The organism is Azospirillum picis (genome assembly GCF_017876115.1).
Lineage (GTDB): Bacteria > Pseudomonadota > Alphaproteobacteria > Azospirillales > Azospirillaceae > Azospirillum > Azospirillum picis.
This window is the reverse complement of the sequence record NZ_JAGINO010000019.1, coordinates 22843-44668: the sequence shown is the minus strand read 5'-3', so window position 1 is coordinate 44668 and position 21826 is coordinate 22843. Positions and strand designations below refer to the sequence as shown.

The window sequence follows — 21826 nt, the reverse complement described above, 5'->3', positions numbered from 1 at the left end:
CCCTCTCCCCCGGATCCCGCATCATGTCCGATTTCGATACCGGGTTCGCCGGCCTGCTGACGCAGGCCGCACGGACCGACGGCGACCGCCTGTTCGCCCGCTTCAACGGCATCCCGCTCAGCGTCGGCGCGCTCGACCGCCGGTCCGACGCCGTCGCGGCCGAGCTCAGCCGGCTGGGCCTGCGCCCCGGCGACCGCGTGGCGCTGATGCTGCGCAACAGCCCGGCGGTGCTGCCCACCCTGTTCGGCCTCGCCAAGGCCGGGCTGGTTTGGGTCCCGATCAACGCCCAGCAGCGCGGCGAGGGGCTGCGCTACATCCTTGAGCATTGCGATCCCCGCGCCATCCTGGCCGAGGCCGACCTCGTGCCGGTCATCGCCGGCTGCGGCGCCGACATGGCCGGCCGGCCGCTGGTCCTGCACGGCGCCGCGGACGGAGAAGCCGGCAGAGAGGCCGGCGCCCTGCGGCTGGAACCGATGCTGGAGTCCGGCGCCCGCTTCGAAGGGGCGCTGCCCGGCCCGGACGACGACTTCGCGATCATGTACACCTCCGGCACCACCGGGCGGCCCAAGGGCGCGCTGGTGACGCACCGCATGATGCGGCTGGCCGGCGAGGCGGTGGCCCGCGTGGCCGACGCCGGGGACGGCGACGTGATGTTCGTGTGGGAGCCGCTCTACCACATCGGCGGCGCCCAGATGATCGTGCTGCCGCTGATCCGGCCGGTGTCCCTGGCGATGGTCGATCGCTTCAGCGCCAGCCGCTTCTGGGACCAAGTGCGCGAGTACGGCGCCACCCACATCCACTATCTCGGCGGCATCCTGCAGATCCTGCTGAAGCAGCCGCCCTCGGCGCACGACCACGACCATCCGGTGCGCATCGCCTGGGGCGGCGGCTGCCCCAAGGAGACCTGGACGCCGTTCGAGGAGCGCTTCGGCGTACGCATCCGCGAATGCTACGGCATGACCGAAGCGTCGAGCATCACCACCTGCAACGACGAGGGCACGGTCGGCGCCGTCGGCCGGCCGATGCCCTGGTTCAGCGTGGCGCTGCTCGACGAGCAGGGGGCGCCGGTGCCCCCCGGCGCCCGCGGCGAGATCGTGGTGCGCAGCCATGTGCCGGGCGCCCTGTTCGCCGGCTATTTCCGCAACCCGGAGGCGACCGGCCGCGCCCTGCGCGACGGCGCGCTGCACACCGGCGACCTGGGCTCCCTGCTGCCGGACGGCACGCTGCTGTTCCACGGCCGGATGACCGACAGCATGCGCTGCAAGGGCGAGAACGTCTCCGCCTGGGAGATCGAGCACATCGCCGCCACCCACCCCGACGTCGAGGACTGCGCGGTCATCGGCGTCAGGGCCGAGGTCGGCGAGCAGGACATCAAGCTGTTCGTCAAGCCCAAGGCCGGCGCCGCCGTCGACATCCCCGCCCTGTCCGGCTGGCTCGCCGGCCAGCTCGCCCCCTACCAGAACCCCCGCTACATCGCGCTGGTCGAGGAGTTCGAGCGCACCCCGAGCCAGCGCATCATGAAGCACCGCCTGCCGCCGGAGGTGGACCGCTGCTGGGACCGCCAGCGCGGCTGACGACGGACGGACGATCACGGCGCACGGCGGACGCGAAAAAGCAATTGTTCGGACACAAACCTTCAATTATCATACTCCAGTTGTAGTAATCACATAGAGATTATTTTGCGGTTGCCGCCCCCGGGTTCCGGCAGCCGCGAGCCGGAGGGGAAAGCCCCGCACAACGCCGCGTCCGATCGGGCCGGTGATCGCCGTCCCCTTGCCCCGCCCCCGCCAGAAGAGGCCTTTCCCCATGTCCCTGCATCGCTGGTTTTCCGACCGGAAACTGGTCCACAAGCTGCTGATCCCGACGCTGCTGCTGCTCGCCGTCATGGGAAGCGTGGTGTGGACAGCCAGATCCGCCCTGGTGGAGCTGACCGCCTCCACCGGCCGGGTGACCGAGGTGGTGGCCGGCCGGCTGGCGGCGGCGCTCGCCATCCAGTCGGCGATGGGCGAGGCGATGGACGCGGAAGCGAACGCGCTGGTCGCCGGCACGCGCGAGCGGATCGACGCCGCGGTCGCGATCTACAAGGAGGACATCGCCAAGGCGCTGGAGGGCATCGACCGGCTCGCCGCCGCCTACGACAACGCGGCCGACCGCGAGGCGGTCGCCGACATCAAGACGATCGTCGCGGAATATGAGCGGGTGTCGCAGAAGGCGGTCGAACTGGCGCGCTCCTACGACACCGACAGCGCCATGCGGGTGTCGATCGACGTCGGCCGCCCGGTGCGCCAGAAGCTGACCGCGGCCCTCGGCGAGCGGGTCGACCGCAGCCTGGAGGAAACCAAGATGGCGGAGGCGCGGGCGCTGGAGCTGTCGGACAGCGTGACCACCCGGCTGACCACCGTCGCCGCCGCCGGCCTGCTGGTCGCCATCGGCCTGTTCGGCTCGATCATCGCCGTCTTCGTGGTGCGGCCGCTGCACCGGCTGATCGCCGACATGACCGCCATCGCCGGCGGCGACCTGGCGGTTTCGGTGCGCGGCGCCGAGCGGCAGGACGAGGTCGGCCTGCTGGCCCGCGCGCTGGCGGTCTTCAAGGAGAACGGGCTGGCCATCCGCAAGCTGCAGGAGGAGCGCGAGGCGCAGAAGCAGCAGGCGGAGGAGGAGCGCAAGGCCGGCATGCGGGCGCTCGCCGACCGCTTCGACGCCGACGTGCAGGACGTGGTGCAGGCGGTGGCGAGCGCCGCCCGCCACCTGCGCAGCAACGCCGAGACGATGACCGCCGTCGCCGGCCGCACCACCGAGCAGGCCTCGACGGTCGCCGCCACCACGGCGCAATCCTCGGCCAACGTCGCCACCGTGGCGGCGGCATCCGAGCAGCTCGGCAGCTCGATCGGCGAGATCGGCCGGCAGGTGAACGCCGCCGCCGCCATCGCCCGCAACGCCGTCGAGGAGGGTGCCCGCACCAACGCGCTGGTGACCCGCCTGGTCCAGGCGGCGCAGCGGATCGGCGACGTGGTCAGCCTGATCCAGGACATCGCCAGCCAGACCAACCTGCTGGCGCTGAACGCCACCATCGAGGCGGCCCGTGCCGGCGAGGCCGGCAAGGGCTTCGCCGTCGTGGCGCAGGAGGTGAAGGCGCTGGCCACCCAGACCGCCCGCGCCACCGAGGAGATCGGCAGCCAGATCGCCGAGATCCAGACCGTCACCGACGGCACCGTCGGCGCCATCCAGTCGATCGGCCGCACCATCACCGAGGTCGACACCATCGCCGGCGCCATCGCCGCCGCGGTGGAGCAGCAGACCGCCGCCACCCACGAGATCGGCCGCAACATCCAGCAGGCGGCGCAGGGAACCCAGCTCGTCACCGGCAGCATCACCGGCGTCAGCAGCGCCGCCGGCGAGGTGGGGCAGGCGGCATCCGAGGTGCTGGGCGCCGCCGACAGCCTGTCGCGCGACTCCGACCGCCTGCGCGACCAGATCCAGACCTTCATCGCAGAGGTGCGGGCGGCGTAAGGACGCCCTCCCCTATTTTTCCCCGCCGGCCAACAGCCGCTCGACGGCGGCGCGGTCGGGCAAGGCCGGGATCGCCCCCGGCGCCGTGGTGGCGAGGGCGCCGGCGGCGTTGGCGAAGCGGCAGGCGGCGCGCAGGCGCCCGGGGGTGAAGGCGGTGCCGACATCCTCCAGGATGCCGGCCAGCAGGGCGGCGACGAAGGCGTCGCCGGCCCCGGTGGTGTCGACCGTCGCCACCGCCAGGCCCGGCACCCGTTCGCAGGCATCGCCGGTCAGGAAGGTGCAGCCGTCGCGGCCGTGCGTCACCACCAGCAGCCGCAACCCGTCATGCCACAGGGTCCGTGCCCCCGCCGGATCCGTCGTGCCGGTGAGGAAGTCCAGCTCCTCGTCGCTGAGCTTGACGATGGCGGCGTCGGCGATGCCGCGGCGGATCATGCGCTCCGCCATGCCACGGTCCGGCCACAGCGACAGGCGCAGGTTGGCGTCGAAGGAGACCAGCCGTCCGTTTCGGCGCGCCGTCTCCACCGCCAGCAGCCCGGCCTCGCGCGACGCCGGGTCGATCAGCCCGATCGAGCCGGAGTGCAGGAGGCTCGCCGCCCCAACCGCCTCCAGGTCGAGGTCGGCGGCTGAGAAGCCAGCCATCGGCTCGCCATAGAACAGGAACTCGCGCTCGCCCGCCTCGTCGAGGGAGACGAAGGCGACCGGCGTGCGCGCACCGGCGGACCGGCGCAGGCAGCGGACGTCGACCCCGCCGTCGGACAGCGCGCGCGCCAGGAAGCGGCCGAAGCCGTCGGCCGCCGTCCGGCCGAGGAAGGCGCTGCGCACCCCGAGCCGGGCCAGCCCGACCGCGACGTTGGCCGGTGCGCCGCCCGGTGCCGGCGTGAAGCCGCCGAGGGTGCCGGGCGCCATGGGGCCGGCGGGCATGAAGTCGATCAGCACCTCGCCCATGCACAGCGCATCGATGCGCGGCGTGTCCATGCGCGGGGCATCGGGACTGCCGTCACCTTGCGGCAAAGCGGTCATGGCTGGGGTCCTTTGCAAGTGGTTTGGGCGCGCGGGGGTGTGTCCTTTGCCCCCTCCCCAACCCTCCCCCGCTCTCAGCGGACCGAAGGTCCGCCTGCCGCGTCAGCACAAAGCGGAGCTTTGTGCGAGAGCTTCGCGGGAGAGGGGGCAAGTGCGTGTCGGGCAAAGCGGCGGCAGTCCCTCTCCCGCGAAGCGGGGGAGGTTAGGAGGGGGCAAAGTTACGTGGGGGCAGAGGTGTTACGGCTCGCCGACGTAGCGGGCGAGGACCGCCTGGGTGCCGTCCGCCCACAGGGCGCGCAGAGCCGCGGCGAAGCGCTCGCGGAAGGCGTCGGCCTTGCCGACCTCGCCATAGACCTCCTCCATGTCGAGCCAGGCGGTCGGCTCGCCGCGGGCAAGGCGGGCGGCCGCGGTCAGGCGCTCCCAGTTGGGGTCGTTGGGCTCGATCGCCTCGCCGGTCTCGGTCTCGCCGTAACAGTAGCGGCACCACAGCGCCGACTCCAGCGCCAGCCCCTCGATGCCGGCACGGGCCTTCAGGCGGTCGGCGATCGACGGCACGATGAATTTCGGCTGGCGGTTGGAGCCGTCGAGGCAGAGGCGGCGGATGGTGTCCTTGATCTTGGGGTTGGCGAAACGGCGCTCGATGATGCCGAAATAGGCGGCGAGGTCGGTGCCGGGCACCGGCGGCACGGTGGGGATGATCTCGTCCTGCTCGATCTTCCGCAGGAAGGCGCGGATCAGCGGCGTCTCCATCGCCTCGTGGGCGAAGGTGATGCCGAGCAGCCCGGCCGGATAGGCGATCACCGCATGGCCGCCGTTCAGGATGCGGATCTTCATCGTCTCGAAAGGGGTGACGTCGGGGACGAACTGCACCCCCACCGCCTCCAGCGCCGGGCGGCCGGCGGAGAAGCGGTCCTCCAGCACCCATTGGGTGAAGTCCTCGCAGAACACCGGCCAGGCGTCGGCGATGCCGAAGTCGCGGGCCAGCGCCCCGCGCTCCTGCTCGCCGGTGGCCGGCGTGATGCGGTCGACCATGCCGTTGGGGAAGGCAACCGCCTCGGCGATCCAGTCCGCCAGCCCGGCGTCGATCCCCCGCGCGATGCCGAGCACGGCGTTGCGGGTGACGACGCCGTTGTGGGGGATGTTGTCGCAGGACATGACCGTGAAGGGGACCGTGCCGGCGGCGCGGCGGCGCGCCAGCCCGGCGACGATCAGGCCGAAGACGGTCTCCGGCCGGCCGGGGGCGGCGATGTCGGCGCGGATGGTCGGGTGGCCGGCGTCGAAGGCGCCGGAGGCGTCGATGTAGTAGCCGCCCTCGGTCACGGTCAGCGAGACGATGCGGATCGCCGGATCGGCGAGCCGGTCGATGATGGCCGCGGCATCGCCGACCGGCAGCATGCCGACCATGGCGCCGGTGACGCGGGCGAGGCTCTGCGCACCCGACTGCTCGACGACGGTGGTCAGCCAGTCCTGCCCTTCCAGGGCGTCGCGCATGCGCTGGTCCGACGGCATCACCCCGGCGCCGAGGATGGCCCAGTCCCGGTCGCGGCCCTGGGCGAACAGGCTGTCGAGATAGACCGCCTGATGGGCGCGGTGGAAGTTGCCGACGCCGAAATGCAGGATCCCGGCGGTCAGCGCGGAGCGGTCGTAGGCCGGCACCGACGCCCGAGCGGCGACGGCCGGAAGGGTGGCGGCGGAAAGGGCGATGGTCATGGCGGTGTCCTGCAGAGGCCGGGCCGGAAGTCGGGCCGGAGGGCGGGCGGAGGGCGGGAAGCGGGAGAGGCTCAGCTCATCCAGTTGCCGCCGTCGACGTTGTAGGTCTGGGCGACGATGTAGTCGGCCTCGGCGCTGGCCAGGAAGACGGCCATGCCGGTCAGGTCCTCCGCCCGGCCCATGCGGCCGTAGGGAACCGCCTCGCCGACCATCCGCTTCTTCTCGCCGGGCCGGAGCCCCTCATGCGTGGCGAAGAGGGCGTCGACGCCGTCCCAATGCTCGCCGTCGACCACGCCGGGGGCGATGGCGTTGACGTTGATGCCGTGGCGGATCAGGTCCAGCCCGGCCGACTGGGTCAGGCTGATCACCGCCGCCTTGGTCGCGCAATAGACGGCGACCAGCGCCTCGCCGCGGCGGCCGGCCTGGGAGGCCATGTTGATGATCTTGCCGCCGCGCCCCTGCGCGATCATCTGTCTGGCCGCCGCCTGGAGCGTGAACAGCGTGCCGGCGACGTTGATGGCGAACAGCCGGTCGTAGCTGTCGCGGGTGATCTCGACGATGGGCGCCAGGTCGAAGAGGGCGGCGTTGTTGACGAGGATGTCGATGCCGCCCGCCCGTTCGACCACCCGCGCGACCGCGGCGTCGATGGAGCCCTGGTCGGTGACGTCGAGCGCCACCGCATAGGCGCCGGGACCGATCTCCGCCGCGGCCCGCTCGGCCGCCGCGAGGTTGATGTCGGCGATGGCGACGGTGGCACCCTCACCGGCATAGGCCGCGGCGAAGGCGCGGCCGATGCCGCGCGCGGCACCGGTGATCATGGCCGACTTGCCGTCGAGACGCTTCATGGCGGGATCCTTCATGCCACTTTCTTGCCGGAAGCCAGGGAGGACAGGGCGTTCCCCGCGGCGTCGAAGCGGTGCAGCTTCTCGGCCTGTGGCGTCAGCCACACGCGGTCGCCGTGGCGCACCGGGAATTCGCCGCCGGCCCGCGCGACCAGCGTGCCGATCCCGTCGACCTGGACATAGACGAAGGTGTCCGATCCCAGATGTTCGGAGACGCTGACCGTGCCGCTCCAGCGGCCGCCATCGGTGGAGAGCACGAGATGCTCGGGGCGGATGCCGATCGTGTCGGCGCCGTCGCCGCGCGCGGCCTCGCCCTCGATGAAGTTCATGCGCGGCGAGCCGATGAAGCCGGCGACGAAGCGGTTGCGCGGCCGGCTGTACAGTTCGATCGGCGAGCCGACCTGCTCGATGCGGCCGGCGTTCAGCACCACGATCTTGTCGGCCATGGTCATGGCCTCCACCTGGTCGTGGGTGACGTAGATCATCGTCGTGCCGAGGCTGGCGTGCAGCTCGGAGATCTCCAGCCGCATGTTGACGCGCAGCGCCGCGTCGAGGTTGGACAGCGGCTCGTCGAACAGGAAGGCGGTCGGCTCGCGCACGATGGCGCGGCCGATGGCGACGCGCTGGCGCTGGCCGCCGGAGAGCTGGCCCGGCCGTCGGTCGAGATAGCCGGTGAGGTTCAGCACCGCCGCCGCCGCCTCGACCTTGCGGTCGACCGCCGCCTTGTCGAGCCGCGCCATCTTCAGCGGGAAGGCGATGTTGTTGCGCACGGTCATGTGCGGGTAGAGCGCGTAGGACTGGAACACCATGGCCAGCCCGCGCTGGGCCGGCGGCAGCGCCGTGGCGTCCTTGCCGTCGATGCGGATGGTGCCGGACGACACGTCCTCCAGCCCGGCGATCAGGCGCAGGAGCGTGGACTTGCCGCAGCCCGACGGGCCGACGAACACCACGAACTCGCCGTTGGCGATGGTCAGGTCGAGCGGCGGGATGACGGAGATGTCGCCGAAGCTCTTGGTGATCTGCTTGAGGACGATTTCACCCATGGGAGGTCTCCCTACTTCACGGCGCCGAAGGTCAGGCCGCGCACGAGCTGCTTCTGGCTGAACCAGCCGAGAACCAGGATCGGCGCGACCGCCATGGTCGAGGCGGCCGACAGTTTCGCGTAGAACAGCCCCTCCGGGCTGGAGTAGCTGGCGATGAAGGCGGTCAGCGGCGCCGCCTGGGAAGCGGACAGGTTCAGCGTCCAGAACGCCTCGTTCCAGGCCAGGATGACGTTGAGCAGCAGGGTCGAGGCGATGCCGGGCACCGCCATCGGCAGCAGCACGTAGAGGATCTCCGCCTTCAGCCCGGCGCCGTCCATCCGTGCCGCTTCCAGGATCTCGCCGGGAATTTCGCGGAAATAGGTGAACAGCATCCAGACGATGATCGGCAGGTTGATCAGCGTCAGCACGATGACCAGCCCGACGCGGGTGTCGAGAAGCCCGGTGTCGCGGAACAGCAGGTAGATCGGGATCAGCACGCCGACCGGCGGCAGCATCTTGGTCGACAGCATCCACATCAGCACGTCGCGGGTGCGGCGGCCCGGCACGAAGGCCATCGACCAGGCGGCGGGGACGGCGACCAGCAGGCCGGCCAGCGTCGAACCGAGCGAGACGATCACCGAGTTCATGAAGTGCAGGAAATAGTCCGAGCGCTGCTGCACCTCGGTGTAGTTCTCCAGCGTCCAGTGGAAGGCGAGGAAGGAAGGCGGCGAGGCCACCGCCTCCGCCTCGGTCTTGAAGCTGGTGAGGGCGGTCCACAGGATCGGAAAGAAGATCACGATCCCGATCGACCAGGCGAGCAGGGTCAGGCCCAGCTTGCGGCGGTTGGTTGCGGCGCGCGCCATGGCTCAGATGTCCAGGTTGCGGCCGATCATCCTCATGAGGAAGACGGCGACGATGTTGGCGAGGACCACCGCGACGATGCCGCCGGCGGAGCCGCCGCCGACGTCGAACTGCAGCAGCGACTGGGCGTAGACGAGATAGGTGATGTTGGTGGTGGCGGTGCCGGGGCCGCCGTTGGTCGTCACCAGGATCTCGGCGAAGACCGACAGCAGGAAGATGGTCTGGATCAGCGTCACCACCGTCATCGCCCTGGCCAGATGCGGCAGGATGATGTGGATGAAGCGGTCAAGCGCCCCGGCGCCGTCCATCTCCGCCGCCTCCAGCCGCTCGCGGTCCAGCGACTGCAGGGCGGTCAGCAGGATCAGCGTGGCGAAGGGCAGCCACTGCCAGGTGACGATCAGGATGATCGAGGACAGCGGCGCCTCGGCCAGGAAGTCGAAGGGCTGGAGGCCCAGCCCCTTGGCGATGGCGGCGAACAGGCCGTTCACCGGGTTCATCAGCATGTTCTTCCACACCAGCGCCGAGACGGTGGGCATGACGAAGAAGGGGGCGATGACCAGCAGCCGGACGATCCCCTGCCCCCAGAAGGGCTGGTCGAGCAGCAGGGCGAGCCCGATGCCGCCGGCGATGGTCAGCACCAGCACGCCGCCGACCAGCGCCAGCGTGTTGGCGAGCGCTGCGAAGAAGGCGGGATCGGTCAGGAAATACTGGTAGTTCAGGACGCCGATCCACTCCTCGGTCCCCGGCATCAGCAGGTTGTAGCGCAGGAACGAGAAGTAGAGCGTCATCACCAGCGGGATCAGCATCCAGCAGAGCAGCAGCAGGACGGCCGGTGACATCGTCAGGCGCGCGGCGGCGCGGGAATGGGCGGTGGCCATTGGCTCGACCCTCGGGGCGGCATTGCGGGCGGCGGCACAGGGGCGCGGGCGGGGCGCGCGCCGCCGGCACCGCCGGCAGCGGAGATGACTGCGGAGATGACTGCGGGGACGACCGCGGAAATAACCGCGGGGGAACCGGCTACTTGATGTAGCCGGCCTTGGTCATCTCGCGGGTGGCGAGCGCCTGCGCGCTCTGCAGGGCCTGGTCGGCGGTCATCTGGCCGGCCAGCGCCGCGGAGAACGCCTGCCCGACCGCGGTGCCGATGCCCTGGAATTCGGGGATCGCCACGAACTGGACGCCGGTATAGGGCACCTCCTGCACCGTCGGATGCAGGGGATCGGCCGCCTGGATCGACTTCAGCGTGAGGTCGGCGAAGGGAGCCGCCTTGCGGTATTCGGGATTGGCGTAGAGCGAGCTGCGGGTGCCGGGCGGGACGTTGGACCATCCCTCCTCCTTGGCGACGAGGTCGATGTACTCCTTGGAGGTCGCCCAGGCGATGAAGCTCTGCGCCGCGTCGGCCTTCTTGCTGCTGGCGGGGATGGCGAGGTTCCAGGCCCACAGCCAGTTGGAGCGCTTGCCGAGCCCGTTGTCGGGTGCCAGCGCGTAGCCGACCTTGTCGGCGACCTTGCTCTGCGCCGGGTTGGAGACGAAGGAGGCCGCCACCGTCGCGTCGATCCACATGGCGCACTTGCCGGTCTGGAACAGGGCGAGGTTCTCGTTGAAGCCGTTCGACGAGGCGCCGCGCGGGCCGGCGTCCTTCATCAGGCCGAGATAGGTGGTCAGCGTCTTCTTCCAGGGGTCGGTGTTGAACTGCGGCTTCCAGCTCATGTCGAACCAGCGCGCCCCGAAGGAGTTGGCCATGGCGCTGAGGAAGGCCATGTTCTCGCCCCAGCCCGCCTTGCCGCGCAGGCAGATGCCGTAGACTTCCTGTTCCTTGTCGGTGAGCTTGCGGGCGGCGTCGCCGATGAAGGCCCAGGTCGGGGCCTCCGGCATGGTCAGGCCGGCCTTCTCGAACAGGTCCTTGCGGTACATGACCATCGAGCTTTCGCCGTAGAAGGGCGCGGCGTACAGCTTGCCGTCGCTGGTCAGGCCGTTGCGGATGGAGGGCAGCAGGTCGTCGGCGTCATAGTTGGCGCCGAGCTTGTCGAGCGGCATCAGCCAGTTCTGCTTGCTCCAGATCGGGACCTCATAGGTGCCGATGGTCAGGATGTCGTACTGGCCGCCCTTGGTGGCGATGTCGGTGGTGACGCGCTGGCGCAGCACGTTCTCTTCCAGCGTCACCCAGTTCAGCGTGATGTCGGGGTGGGCCTTGGTGAAATGGTCCGCCAGCTTCTGCATGCGGATCATGTCGCCGTTGTTGACCGTGGCGATCGACAGCGTTTCGGCCTGCGCGGAGGTGCCGAGGAAGGCGGCCACCGCCGCGCCGATCAGGGATAGCGCGCACTTCATGCTGTTCCTCCCGAAATTCCTTTTCGGCCGCCGCCTTGCGGACGCAGCCGTCCGGCACCGGGCGCCGCCCTGCCGGCCATTGGTTCCGTCCCCACGGCTCCAGCGGCATCGCGCGTTTGTTTGTGGGTGACACGAACAGGATAGTGCGCGCAGCCGCAGGAGCCGTCAATATATAAATCACACTGATTTTGGTATTGGTTGGGGGTACTGCCGTCTGCCGGATGTGAGGGGGGAGTCCCGGACGCTGCTCCAATGAGGGCGCATGGCGGCCGGGCGCTGATTTTACCCCCTCCCCATCCCTCCCCCGCTTCGCGGGAGAGGGGGCAGGATGCTTGTCGGCGTGAACCGATCAGCAGAGCGGCGGCAGTCCCTCTCCCGCGAAGCGGGGGAGGCTAGGAGGGGGAAAGTCAGCGCCGCGCGCCCATCAGAGCGCCAGGGCACCCGCCGCGCCGATGGCGGCGATGGCCTCGGCATGGAGGTCGGCGGTGGCGGCGGCCACCACGCGGCCGTCCGAACCGGTGGTGAGCGCCCTGCCCTGCCAGTCCGTGATCACCCCGCCCGCCCCATCGATCACCGGCGCCATCGCCAGGTAGTCGTAGGGCTGCAGCCCGGCCTCGATCACCAGGTCGACATGCCCCGAGGCGACCAGGCCGTAGATGTAGCAGTCGCCGCCGAAACGGCGGCTGCGCGCCTGCCGGCTGACGGAGTCGAAGATCCTCAGCCCCTCGGCGTCGAAGGCGTCGGGCGAGGTGGTGTAGACCACCGCGTCGGCGAGCCGGCGGCAATCGCGCGTCCGGCACGGCTGCCCGTTGAACAGCGTCGGAAGGCCGGCGCGCCCGATCCAGCGCTCGCCCAGCGCCGGCATGTCGATCACGCCCACCAGCGGCGCTCCCTCGTGCAGCACCGCCAGCAGGGTGCCGTAGATCGGCCAGCCGGTGATGAAGCTGCGCGTGCCGTCGATGGGATCGATCACCCAGACGAACTCGGCGTCCAGCCGGTCGCGCCCATGCTCCTCGCCCAGGATGCCGTGGTCGGGGAACTGCCCGGCGATGTGCCGGCGCAGCGCGGCCTCCACCTCGCGGTCGGCGATGGTCACCGGGCTGTCGTCGGACTTGATGTCGATCGCCACCGGGGTGCGGAACCAGCGAAGCGACAGCGGCCGCGCCTCGTCCGCCAGAACCTCCGCGAAATCGGCCAGGGCAAGCGTGTCGGTGGGGTGTCGGCTCATGATTTGCCTTATTTTTGTGCTGATGCGCAAATGCACGACATCTGTGCAATCATGGTAGACACAAAAGCACAAAACTGCAAACATCCACTCAAATACACGACCGGCGGCGTTTCGCCGGGCGCATGCGATCAAGAACGAGGGGGTTTTCTGGGATGCTTCAGTTCTATGGAAGGGCCTGGGAAAAGGCGCGCGGGAAGGCTTGGGCAGCCGGCGCGATCCTGATGGCCTGCACCGCCATGACGCAGGCCGGCACGGCCCGGGCGGGAACGCTGACCGTCTACACCGCGCTGGAGGAGGACGAGATCGCCGACTATGTCGCGGCGGCCAAGGCGGACCTGCCGGACATCGACCTGAAGGTGCTGCGCCTGTCGACCGGCGACCTCGGCGCCCGCATGCTGGCCGAGGCATCCAACCCGCAGCACGACGTGATCTGGGGCTGGGCGGTCACCAACATGCTGGATCCGCGGGTGATGGCGCTGGTCGAGCCCTATGCCGCCAAGGGGTCGGCGGCCCTGCCGGCCGCCTACAAGGGCGCCGACGGCAGTTGGTTCGCCGCCACCGGCTACATGGCCGCCTTCTGCGTCAACACCGAGCTGCTGAAGGCCAAGAACCTGCCGGTGCCGACCTCGTGGAAGGATCTGGCCAACCCGGCCTACAAGGGCGAGCTGGTCATGCCCAACCCGGTGTCGTCGGGTACCGGCTATCTCCAGATCGCCGCCATCCTGCAGGGCCAGGGCAACGAGACGGGCTGGCAGTTCCTGAAGACGCTGGACGGCAACGTCGCGCAGTACATCAAGTCCGGCTCCAAGCCCTGCAAGTCGGCGCGCTCGGGCGAATACGCGATCGGCACCTCACTGGCCTTCGCCGCGATCAAGTCGGTGGAGGAGGGCTTCCCGATCAAGATGGTCATCCCGACCGACGGCGCCGGCTACGAGCTGGAAGCTTCGGCGCTGATGAAGTCGTCCAAGAACAAGGAGGACGCCAAGCGCTTCCTCGACTGGACGCTGTCGCCCAAGGCCGCGGCCCTCTACACCAAGTACAAGGAGATCGTGACCATCCCGGACACGCCAGTCTCCAAGGCGGCGCGGGAGGCCGGGCTGCCGGCCGACCTGCAGACGGTGCTCTATCCGATGGATTTCGCGAAGTCCGCCAAGGAGCGCGACGCCATCCTCCAGACCTGGCAGGGCAGCATCGGCCGCTGACGCGGCGACGACAGACGCGGGCGGCCCTGGGGCGGCCCCGGCCTCGGGGTGCCGCCCGCGCCCTTTCCCGTTCCGTTGCAGTGGGGCCCTTGCCATGGATTTGCAGATCCGAAACCTCCTGAAGACCTTCAACGGCTTCGTCGCCCTCGACCGCATCAACCTGACCGTGGGGGACGGCGAGTTCGTCTGCCTGCTCGGGCCGAGCGGCTGCGGCAAGACGACCCTGCTGCGCATCGTGGCCGGCCTGCTGCCCTACGACAGCGGCGAGTTGCTGATGGGCGGCCGCGACCTCGGCGGCGTGCCGGCGCGCGACCGCGGCTTCGGCATCGTCTTCCAGTCCTATTCGCTCTTCCCCAACATGACGGTGGCGGAGAACATCGGCTATGGCATGAAAATCCGCCACGCTCCCAGGGAGCGGATCGCCGCCCGCGTCGCCGAGCTGCTGGACCTGATCAAGCTGCCGCAGGTCGCCGACCGCCATCCCTGGCAACTGTCGGGCGGCCAGCAGCAGCGCGTGGCGCTGGCCCGCGCGCTGGCGGTCGATCCGTCGCTGATCCTGCTGGACGAGCCGCTGTCGGCGCTCGACGCCCGCGTGCGCGCCGACCTGCGCACGGAGATCCGCGACGTGCAGCGCCGCCTGGGCATCCCGACCATCATGGTCACGCACGACCAGGAGGAGGCGCTGGTGCTCGCCGACAAGGTCGTCTGCATGAACCACGGGCTGATCGAGCAGGTCGGCACGCCGCAGGATCTCTACCTGCGCCCCCGCACCCGCTTCGTCGCCGACTTCATGGGCAGCAGCAACCTGCTGCCGACCGGCTGGGTGCGCGAGGCCATGCCGCATCTCATGCCCTCCCGGCCCGACGGCGCCGAGGCGGCCTTCGACGCCTGCGTCCGGCCGGAACGCGTGTCGGTCACACCGGCGCCGGGCGCCGAGGGGCGGGTGATCGACCTGACCTTCCTCGGCAACATCCGGCGCCTGCGCCTCGCCTGGCGCGGGCGGGAGCTGCTGGCGGAGACCCACCAGGACCCCGGCGTGGCGCCGGGCGAGGCGGTGGACGTGTCGGTCGCGGCGGACGCCTGCGCCTGGGTGCGCGCATGACCATGCCGGCCACGCCCTCCGCCATCCCGCTGAACCGCAGCCCGGCACGGCGCGCCCGCAGCAGCGCCGACGAGCGGCTGCTCTACGGCGCCTGCGTGCTGGTGCCGGTCGCGGCCCTGCTCCTGTTCTTCCTGTTCCCGCTCGCCACCATCGTCTGGCGCAGCCTGGTCGAGGAGGCCGGCGGCGTCGGCCCCGGCAACTATCTGGCGCTGTTCCGCACCCCCGGCATCCTGCGCGCGGTGACCAACAGCCTGGCGGTGGGGCTGGCGACCACGGCGGTCTGCCTGGTGCTGGGCTTCATGGTCGCCTATGCCGTGCAGCGCACGCGGATGCCGGGCAAGCGCTTCGTGTCGGCGGCGCTGTCGCTGCCGCTGCTGGCGCCGTCCCTGGTGCTCGGGCTCGGGCTGATCTTCCTGCTCGGCCGCAACGGGCTGGTCAGCAACCTGCTGGGCACCCGCATCAACATCTACGGCTTTTCCGGGCTGCTGATCGCCAACGTGCTCTACGCGCTGCCGCAGGCGGTGCTGATCATCCAGGCCGCACTCCGCCACTCCGACGCCCGCTACTACGACGCGGCGGAGGTGATGGGGGCGACCCGCTGGCAGCAGTTCACCGGCATCACTCTGCCCAACGTGAAGTTCGGCCTGCTCAGCGCCGGCTTCGTGGTCTTCACGGTGACGATCACCGATTTCGGCAACGCGGTCACCATCGGCGGCGACTTCACCGTGCTGGCCACCGAGATCTACAACCAGGTCACCGGCCAGATGAAGTTCGGCATCGGCGCGGCGGTCGGCATCCTGCTGCTGTTGCCGACCGGGGTCGCGGTCTACATCGAGCGGGTGGCGGCGCAGCGGCAGTTCGGCACCGGGTCGGAAAGCGCGCTGCCGCCGGTTCCCGACCATGTGCCGGCGCGCGACGTGCCGCTGTTCCTCGCCACCATGGCGCTCGCCCTGTCGATCGTCGCAGTGGTGGCGACGGTGGTCTTCGCCAGCTTCGTCCGGCTGTGGCCCTACCGGCTGGACCTCACCACCAAGCACTACGCAATCACCCTCAGCGGCGGCTACGAGCCGCTGTGGACCTCGCTCGGCGTCTCGGTCGCGGCGGCCGGCATCGGCACGGCGCTGCTGTTCGCGCTGGCCTTCGGCCTGCGGCGCCTGCCGGCGGCGGTGGCGAAGACGGTGTATCTGCTGGCGGTCCTGCCGGTCGGCGTGCCGGGGCTGGTGCTCGGCCTGTCCTACATCTTCGCCTTCAACCTTGCGGGATCGCCGCTGCACGTGCTGTATGGGTCGGCGCTGCTGCTGGCGCTGTGCAACTTCTACCACTACCACACGCAGGGCTTCCTCACGATGGTCACCGGGATGCGCGCCGTGCCACCGGCCCTCGAAGAGGCGGCGACCTGCCTCGGCGGCGGCGCGGTGCGCGTGCTGGGCGACGTGGTGGTGCCGGTGATGGTGCCGACCCTGCTGTCGGTCTTCTTCTTCCTGTTCATGCGCTCGATGGTGACGCTGTCGGCGGTCATCTTCCTGGTGACGCCGTCGGTGACCCTGGGGGCGGTCTCGGTGATGCGCCTGGACGAGGCCGGCTTCGTCTCGCAGGCCGCCGCCTTCTCCACCTGCATCATGGCGGTCGTCGCGGCGGCGGCGCTGGCGATGCGGGGGGCGGTGACGCTGGCGACGCGCCGCACGGTGTCCTGAGATGCTGCAGGAGGAACGCCACCAGCGCATCCGCGCCCTTCTGGCGTCGATGCAGCGGGCCACCACCGAGCGGGTGGCCAGCGACCTCGGCGTGTCGCGCGAGACGGTCCGCCGCGACTTCGTCGAACTCGAGGCGCGCGGCGAGCTGCGCCGGGTGCACGGCGGCGTGGTCGCCGTGGCGCCGGAGCCGGAGCCGCCGATCGCGGTGCGCTCGCAGGTCCGCCTGAAGGAGAAGCGGGCCATCGCCAAGGCGGCGGCCCGCCTCGTCACCGCCGGGCAGACGCTGTTCCTCGACTTCGGCAGCACCGTCTCCGCCCTGGCCGAGGAGTTGGCCAGCCTGCCGGGCCTGACGATCGTCACCAACTCCTTCGACGTGGCGCAGACCATCGCGCAAGGGAAGCGCGGTACGGCGACCCTGCTGGGCGGCCGGGTCGACGAGGGCATCCCCGCCACCTTCGGCGAGGGAACCGTGGCCGAGATCCACCGCTACCGCGCCGACGTGGCGCTGCTGTCGCCGGCGGCCCTCGACCCGCGCTACGGCGCCACCAGCTTCGACCCGCGCGAGGCGGAGGTCGCCCGCGCCATGGTCGACAACGCCGATCGCGTGGTGATCCTGGCCGACCACAGCAAGATCGGCCACACCAGCCGCATCAGCTTCTGCCCCCCCGGCCGCATCGACACCATCGTGACCGACGCCCGGTCGCAGGAGGCGGCGGCCTTCCCCGCCCTCGCCTCGGCCGTCCCCTGCGTGGTGTTCGGCTGATCGCCGCCGGCCACCACGCACCGAGGCCGGCAACTGGACCAGACACACTCCCGGTTGCAGCGCCGTTAACTAAATCATTTTGATTTTGTTACTAACGGTCTGCTATAGACGGACTCCCATCCGAATTCGTGAAGCCGGGAGGCGACGATAGCATGCGGGGCGGCGACACCACCGGACTGCGCGCCTACAATGAACGGCTGGTCATGAATGCCCTGCTCCAGACCGGCATGCTGTCCAAGGCCGAGATCGCGCGCGAAACCGGGCTCAGCGGCCAGGCCGCCTCGGTGATCGTCAACCGCCTGCTGGAAGACGGGCTGCTCGTCAAGCTGGACAAGGTGCGCGGACAGGTCGGGCAGCCCTCGACCCCGATCGCCCCCAACCCGGACGGCGCCTATGCGCTGGGCGTGAAGATCGGCCGGCGCAGCCTGGAGGCGATCCTGGTCAACCTGCTGGGCGAGGAGCTGGGGGCGAGCCGGGTGCGCTACGACGCGCCGCTGCCGGAACGGACGATCGCCACCGCGATCGCCCAGGCCACCGGCCTGCTCGGCCACCTGCCTCCGGCGGCCCGCGACCGCGTCGTCGGCCTCGGCGTCGCCATGCCCGACGAGATCCATGCCTGGTCGACCGAGCTGGGGCTGGCGGCGGGGGCGCTGGACGGCTGGCGCGAGGCCGACGTCGCCGGGGCGCTGGGGCGGGCGACCGGCCTGCCGGTGACGCTCTACAACGACGCCGCGGCCGCCTGCGCGGCGGAGATGATCGCCGGGCACGCCATCGTCAGCCGCAGTGCGCTCTACATCTACCTCGGCACCTTCATCGGCGGCGGCGTGGTGATCGACGGCCGGCTCTACCGCGGCGAACAGGGCAATGCCGGTGCCATCGGGTCCATGCCTACCGGGCCGACCGGGCCGGATGCGCCGCCTGGCCAACTGATCCACAGCGCCTCCATCTTCCTGCTGGAACGCGCCCTGGAGGCCGGCGGCGTCGATCCGTCGGCCGCCCTCACCGACGGGTCCGGCAGCACCGCCAACGCGATCTTCGACGCCTGGGCCGACACCGCCGCCGTGGAGCTGTCGCGCGCCGTCGTCTCCGCGCTGAGCATCATCGACTTCCAGGAGGTGGTGGTGGACGGCTTCCTGCCGCCGGCCTGGCGCGACCGCTTCACGCAACGGCTGTCCGCGGCGCTGGAGCGCTTCAACCGGTCCGGCCTGAAGCCCGCCCTCGTCACCGCCGGGTCGATCGGGCCGATGGCCCGCGTGCTCGGCGCGGCGATGCTGCCGCTGAAGGCGCGCTTCTCGCCCGACACCGACCTGCTGGTCCGCCCGGGCATGGCCAGGGACCTGGTGTAGCGCCGGAGGCCGGGCGAACCGGACCGGGTATTCTCGAAATGGGACACGATCGCGATGCCCTTGCCGCGGGCTTCCGGCAAGGCGCCGGTGTGCCGCGGAAGCGACGGATCGGCATTCCTCATCCGTTGCACCAGGCGTTCACGACAGCACCGGCCGCTGCGAACATCCAGCCGCTCAAGGGCATCGGCCAGAACCGGACACGAGCCGCCGATCAGCTTTCGATCTGTCATTGATCGTCCCACACACCATGCTTCATGACCCTACCCGTCATAGCCTCCTCCAGGGGCTATTTTCCCCTATGGCAGGGTGATCCGGTCACCGGCTGGAGCGGCGCGCCCGGCCACCTTCTCTCAAGGCCACAGCGGCGGAAGGCGGGCCGGCGGAGCCCGTCGACGTCGCGGCAGACCTCCGGACGGGACCATGGGCTGGCCAACGCTCCGGCCGCCGAAAATTCGCTGTCTATGCAAAAAGTGGATTGTTGGAGTACGAAACCCGAGTTATCATATTTCAGTTGATGTAATCGCATTTCGATTATATCCCGGACAAGATTAAGGAGGTCGCGCGTGGACGTGATCGCTGAACTGGCGGGCCTGATCGGTGCCGACGCCGTCCTGACCGCCCCCTCCGACCTGGAAGCCGTCACCGAGGACTGGCGCGGGCGCTACCGTGGCCCGGCGCTCTGCCTGGCACGCCCCGCCACCGCCGAGCAGGTCGCCGCCGTGGTGCGCTGCTGCGCCAGACACGGCGTCCCGGTGCTGCCGCAGGGCGGCAACACCAGCCTGTGCGGCGGCGCCGTCCCGTCGGAGAGCGGCCCCGCCCCGGTGATCCTCAGCCTGACGCGCATGCGCGCGGTCCGCGCCATCGATCCCGTGAACAACACCATGGAGGTCGAGGCCGGCTGCGTGCTCGCCACCGTGCAGGACGCGGCGGCGGCGGCCGGGCGGCTCTATCCGGTCAGCCTGGGTGCCGAGGGCTCCTGCCAGATCGGCGGCACCATCGCCACCAACGCCGGCGGCACCTCGGTCCTGCGCTACGGCAACACGCGCGAGAACGTGCTGGGGCTCGAGGTGGTGCTGGCCGACGGCACCATCTGGTCTGGCCTCTACGGCCTGCGCAAGAACAACACCGGCTACGACCTGAAGCACCTGTTCATCGGGTCGGAAGGCACGCTCGGCATCATCACCGCGGCGACCTTGAAGCTGCATCCGCTGCCGACGCGCCATGCGGTGGCCTGGGTCGGGATGGCGTCGCCGGAAGACGCGCTGACCCTGCTGACGCGGGTGCAGGGACGCAGCGCCGCCCGGCTGTCCGCCTTCGAGATGATCAACCGCCTGCAGCTCGACCTGGTGGTCGACCATGTCCCCGGCCGCCGCAGCCCGATCGAGAGCGAGGCCGAGTGGCATGTGCTGATCGAGCTGTCGGACAACGGCTCCGGCGATGCGCTCGACGCCGAGCTGCAGGCGATCCTGGAGGACGCCTTCGCCGACGGCCTGCTGAGCGACGCGGCGCTGGCCGCCAGCGAGGCGCAGCGCCACGCCATGTGGGAGGTGCGCCACAGCGTGTCGGAGGCCAACAAGAAGGCCGGCGTCGGCCTGACCACCGACTGCGCGGTGCCGCTGTCGGCGGTCCCCGCCTTCATCCGGGGGGCGACCGCGGCGGTGCATGCGCTGGTGCCCGACCTGCCGGTGATCGTCGTCGCCCATCTCGGCGACGGCAACGTCCACTTCATCCCCTTCTTCACCTTCGACGCCTGGGCGGCGGCCGGAAAAGGCGGCGCAGGCAATGGCAATGGCGAGGGCGGCGGCCGCGACGCGCTCGCCGCGGCGCTGCGCCACGCCGTCAACGACGAGGCCGCCCGCCTGAAGGGCACCTTCAGCGCCGAGCACGGCGTCGGCCGCGTCCAACTCGCCGAGATGGAACGCTACAAGCCGGCGGCCGAACTGGCGCTGATGCGCGCGGTCAAGCAGGCGCTCGACCCGCAGGGCATCTTCAATCCCGGCCGGCTGCTGCCGCCCGGCTGAGCCTCTCCGCTTCCCGACCCCACCCGCCACCCAGATCCATCCAAGAGGAGTTCCGACATGAGCATGCGCCAATCCGGCTGGTCCCGCCGCACCCTGCTGAAAGCCGGCGCCGCCGGCACCGCGGCGCTCGCCATGCCGGCGATCTGGAGCCCCGCCCGCGCACAGAACAAGCGGATCGTCGTCCGTGACGACGGCGGCATCTACACCAAGGCCTACGGCGAGGTCTTCTACAAGCCCTTCACCGCGGCCACCGGCATTGAGGTGGTCGGCGTCCAGGCCAACGCCGAACCGACCGCCCAGATCCGCTCGATGGTGGAAGCCAAGTCCTACACCTGGGACATGGCCAAGATCAGCGAGCCGGCCATCCTGATGCTGACCGCCGGCGACAAGCCGATGCTGGAGAAGCACGGGCTGGAGAACGACCCGGCCGTCGCCGCCATCCCCAAGCAGTACATGTCGGCCTACGGCGTCGGCACCAACGTCTACACCACGGTGCTGGCCTACCGCACCGACGCCTTCAAGGGCCGCAAGGCGCCGGCCTCCTGGAAGGACTTCTACGACGTCGCCAACTTCCCCGGCCGCCGCGCCCTGCGCAAGCACCCGTTCGACACCATCGAGCAGGCGCTGATGGCCGACGGCGTAGCGACCGGCTCGGTCTATCCCTGCGACCTCGACCGCGCCTTCAAGGCGCTGGACCGCATCAAGAAGGACATCTCGGTGTTCTGGACCAGCGGCGCGCAGGTCGAGCAGATGCTGATCTCCGGCGAGGTCGACATGGTGCCGACCTGGGTGTCGCGCCCGCAGGCGGCGATCGCCGCCGGCGCCCCGGTCGGCATCGTCTGGGACCAGAACATCTGGGGCCTCGATAGCTGGGCCATCCTGGCCGGCACGCCGAACGCCGACGCCTGCCGCCAGTTCATCAAGTTCACCTGCGACCCCAAGCGCCAGGCCGAGCTGGTGAAGTACTTCCCGGCCGGCGTCACCCTGCCCGACGCCTTCAACCACATCGACCCGAAGGTCGCGCCCGACTGCCCGACCTTCCCGGCGAACATCGAGAAGGGCGTCAAGATCAACGCCCAGTACTGGCTGGACAACCAGCAGAAGGCGCTGGAGCGCTACAACGCCTGGCTGCTGAGCTGAGGCTCCGGCCCGCCGCCCCTTCCCCGGCCCTCCCCCG

At 70.3% G+C, this 21826-nt stretch carries 18 protein-coding genes; 10 read left to right on the top strand and 8 right to left on the bottom strand.

Annotated features, from left to right (window positions below; translation table 11 throughout):
• Positions 1-23 precede the first annotated feature (23 nt).
• Together J2850_RS22375 and J2850_RS22370 are read left to right on the top strand one after the other, a co-directional pair.
• Positions 24-1574 (top strand): AMP-binding protein, encoded by a 1551-nt coding sequence (locus J2850_RS22375; protein WP_209986556.1) that lies wholly within the window; start codon positions 24-26, stop codon positions 1572-1574.
• 232 nt (positions 1575-1806) lie between these two features.
• Positions 1807-3510 (top strand): methyl-accepting chemotaxis protein, encoded by a 1704-nt coding sequence (locus J2850_RS22370; protein WP_209986550.1) that lies wholly within the window; start codon positions 1807-1809, stop codon positions 3508-3510.
• Positions 3511-3522: 12 nt separating this feature from the next.
• Here J2850_RS22370 and J2850_RS22365 read toward each other — a convergent pair whose 3' ends face one another.
• The 8 genes from J2850_RS22365 to hisN all read right to left on the bottom strand — a co-directional run bounded on the left by J2850_RS22365 (position 3523) and on the right by hisN (position 12521).
• A complete protein-coding gene (locus J2850_RS22365) occupies positions 3523-4530 on the bottom strand; it encodes a PfkB family carbohydrate kinase (protein ID WP_209986548.1) in 1008 nt (335 codons plus the stop codon).
• Between the two features lie 237 nt (positions 4531-4767).
• Entirely contained in the window at positions 4768-6240 is a 1473-nt protein-coding gene (locus J2850_RS22360; RefSeq protein WP_209986545.1) for a mannitol dehydrogenase family protein, read from the bottom strand.
• Positions 6241-6311: 71 nt separating this feature from the next.
• The gene (locus tag J2850_RS22355; RefSeq protein ID WP_209986542.1) at positions 6312-7085 is read right to left on the bottom strand and encodes an L-iditol 2-dehydrogenase; all 774 of its coding nucleotides are present in this window, start codon (positions 7083-7085) and stop codon (positions 6312-6314) included.
• An 11-nt stretch (positions 7086-7096) separates the two neighbouring features.
• Complete coding sequence (locus J2850_RS22350) at positions 7097-8125, bottom strand: ABC transporter ATP-binding protein (protein ID WP_209986541.1); 1029 nt, start codon at positions 8123-8125, stop codon at positions 7097-7099.
• An 11-nt stretch (positions 8126-8136) separates the two neighbouring features.
• Positions 8137-8967 (bottom strand): carbohydrate ABC transporter permease, encoded by an 831-nt coding sequence (locus tag J2850_RS22345; RefSeq protein WP_209986539.1) that lies wholly within the window; start codon positions 8965-8967, stop codon positions 8137-8139.
• A 3-nt stretch (positions 8968-8970) separates the two neighbouring features.
• Positions 8971-9843 (bottom strand): carbohydrate ABC transporter permease, encoded by an 873-nt coding sequence (locus J2850_RS22340; protein WP_209986537.1) that lies wholly within the window; start codon positions 9841-9843, stop codon positions 8971-8973.
• Between the two features lie 139 nt (positions 9844-9982).
• Positions 9983-11293, bottom strand: coding sequence for an ABC transporter substrate-binding protein (locus J2850_RS22335; RefSeq protein WP_209986535.1), 1311 nt, complete (start codon positions 11291-11293; stop codon positions 9983-9985).
• A 424-nt stretch (positions 11294-11717) separates the two neighbouring features.
• Complete coding sequence (gene hisN, locus J2850_RS22330; RefSeq protein ID WP_209986533.1) at positions 11718-12521, bottom strand: histidinol-phosphatase; 804 nt, start codon at positions 12519-12521, stop codon at positions 11718-11720.
• 152 nt (positions 12522-12673) lie between these two features.
• Here hisN and J2850_RS22325 point away from each other — a divergent pair, with 152 nt between their 5' ends.
• The 8 genes from J2850_RS22325 to J2850_RS22290 all read left to right on the top strand — a co-directional run bounded on the left by J2850_RS22325 (position 12674) and on the right by J2850_RS22290 (position 21789).
• The gene (locus J2850_RS22325) at positions 12674-13723 is read left to right on the top strand and encodes an ABC transporter substrate-binding protein (protein ID WP_209986531.1); all 1050 of its coding nucleotides are present in this window, start codon (positions 12674-12676) and stop codon (positions 13721-13723) included.
• A gap of 94 nt (positions 13724-13817) precedes the next feature.
• Complete coding sequence (locus tag J2850_RS22320) at positions 13818-14825, top strand: ABC transporter ATP-binding protein (RefSeq protein ID WP_209986529.1); 1008 nt, start codon at positions 13818-13820, stop codon at positions 14823-14825.
• Positions 14822-16519, top strand: coding sequence for an ABC transporter permease subunit (locus tag J2850_RS22315; RefSeq protein WP_209986526.1), 1698 nt, complete (start codon positions 14822-14824; stop codon positions 16517-16519). Before J2850_RS22320 ends, J2850_RS22315 begins: the two co-directional genes overlap by 4 nt.
• 1 nt (position 16520) lies before the next feature.
• Positions 16521-17282 (top strand): DeoR/GlpR family DNA-binding transcription regulator, encoded by a 762-nt coding sequence (locus J2850_RS22310; RefSeq protein ID WP_209986524.1) that lies wholly within the window; start codon positions 16521-16523, stop codon positions 17280-17282.
• Positions 17283-17434: 152 nt separating this feature from the next.
• Positions 17435-18628 carry an ROK family transcriptional regulator gene (locus J2850_RS22305; RefSeq protein WP_209986521.1) on the top strand — a complete coding sequence of 398 codons (1194 nt, stop codon included), beginning with the start codon at positions 17435-17437 and terminating at the stop codon, positions 18626-18628.
• 38 nt (positions 18629-18666) lie between these two features.
• Positions 18667-18861, top strand: a complete 195-nt coding sequence (locus J2850_RS22300) for a hypothetical protein (protein ID WP_209986518.1) — start codon at positions 18667-18669, stop codon at positions 18859-18861.
• A gap of 330 nt (positions 18862-19191) precedes the next feature.
• Positions 19192-20649 carry an FAD-binding oxidoreductase gene (locus J2850_RS22295; protein ID WP_209986516.1) on the top strand — a complete coding sequence of 486 codons (1458 nt, stop codon included), beginning with the start codon at positions 19192-19194 and terminating at the stop codon, positions 20647-20649.
• Between the two features lie 57 nt (positions 20650-20706).
• Complete coding sequence (locus J2850_RS22290; protein WP_209986514.1) at positions 20707-21789, top strand: ABC transporter substrate-binding protein; 1083 nt, start codon at positions 20707-20709, stop codon at positions 21787-21789.
• Positions 21790-21826: the final 37 nt, after the last annotated feature.

What these genes read in the sequence shown, in the direction of transcription:
- J2850_RS22375 (WP_209986556.1), top strand. Translation starts at nt 24, where the DNA reads ATGTCCGATTTCGATACCGGGTTCGCCGGCCTGCTGACGCAGGCCGCA.
- J2850_RS22370 (WP_209986550.1), top strand. Translation starts at nt 1,807, where the DNA reads ATGTCCCTGCATCGCTGGTTTTCCGACCGGAAACTGGTCCACAAGCTG.
- J2850_RS22365 (WP_209986548.1), bottom strand. Translation starts at nt 4,530, where the DNA reads ATGACCGCTTTGCCGCAAGGTGACGGCAGTCCCGATGCCCCGCGCATG.
- J2850_RS22360 (WP_209986545.1), bottom strand. Translation starts at nt 6,240, where the DNA reads ATGACCATCGCCCTTTCCGCCGCCACCCTTCCGGCCGTCGCCGCTCGG.
- J2850_RS22355 (WP_209986542.1), bottom strand. Translation starts at nt 7,085, where the DNA reads ATGAAGCGTCTCGACGGCAAGTCGGCCATGATCACCGGTGCCGCGCGC.
- J2850_RS22350 (WP_209986541.1), bottom strand. Translation starts at nt 8,125, where the DNA reads ATGGGTGAAATCGTCCTCAAGCAGATCACCAAGAGCTTCGGCGACATC.
- J2850_RS22345 (WP_209986539.1), bottom strand. Translation starts at nt 8,967, where the DNA reads ATGGCGCGCGCCGCAACCAACCGCCGCAAGCTGGGCCTGACCCTGCTC.
- J2850_RS22340 (WP_209986537.1), bottom strand. Translation starts at nt 9,843, where the DNA reads ATGGCCACCGCCCATTCCCGCGCCGCCGCGCGCCTGACGATGTCACCG.
- J2850_RS22335 (WP_209986535.1), bottom strand. Translation starts at nt 11,293, where the DNA reads ATGAAGTGCGCGCTATCCCTGATCGGCGCGGCGGTGGCCGCCTTCCTC.
- hisN (WP_209986533.1), bottom strand. Translation starts at nt 12,521, where the DNA reads ATGAGCCGACACCCCACCGACACGCTTGCCCTGGCCGATTTCGCGGAG.
- J2850_RS22325 (WP_209986531.1), top strand. Translation starts at nt 12,674, where the DNA reads ATGCTTCAGTTCTATGGAAGGGCCTGGGAAAAGGCGCGCGGGAAGGCT.
- J2850_RS22320 (WP_209986529.1), top strand. Translation starts at nt 13,818, where the DNA reads ATGGATTTGCAGATCCGAAACCTCCTGAAGACCTTCAACGGCTTCGTC.
- J2850_RS22315 (WP_209986526.1), top strand. Translation starts at nt 14,822, where the DNA reads ATGACCATGCCGGCCACGCCCTCCGCCATCCCGCTGAACCGCAGCCCG.
- J2850_RS22310 (WP_209986524.1), top strand. Translation starts at nt 16,521, where the DNA reads ATGCTGCAGGAGGAACGCCACCAGCGCATCCGCGCCCTTCTGGCGTCG.
- J2850_RS22305 (WP_209986521.1), top strand. Translation starts at nt 17,435, where the DNA reads ATGCGGGGCGGCGACACCACCGGACTGCGCGCCTACAATGAACGGCTG.
- J2850_RS22300 (WP_209986518.1), top strand. Translation starts at nt 18,667, where the DNA reads ATGGGACACGATCGCGATGCCCTTGCCGCGGGCTTCCGGCAAGGCGCC.
- J2850_RS22290 (WP_209986514.1), top strand. Translation starts at nt 20,707, where the DNA reads ATGAGCATGCGCCAATCCGGCTGGTCCCGCCGCACCCTGCTGAAAGCC.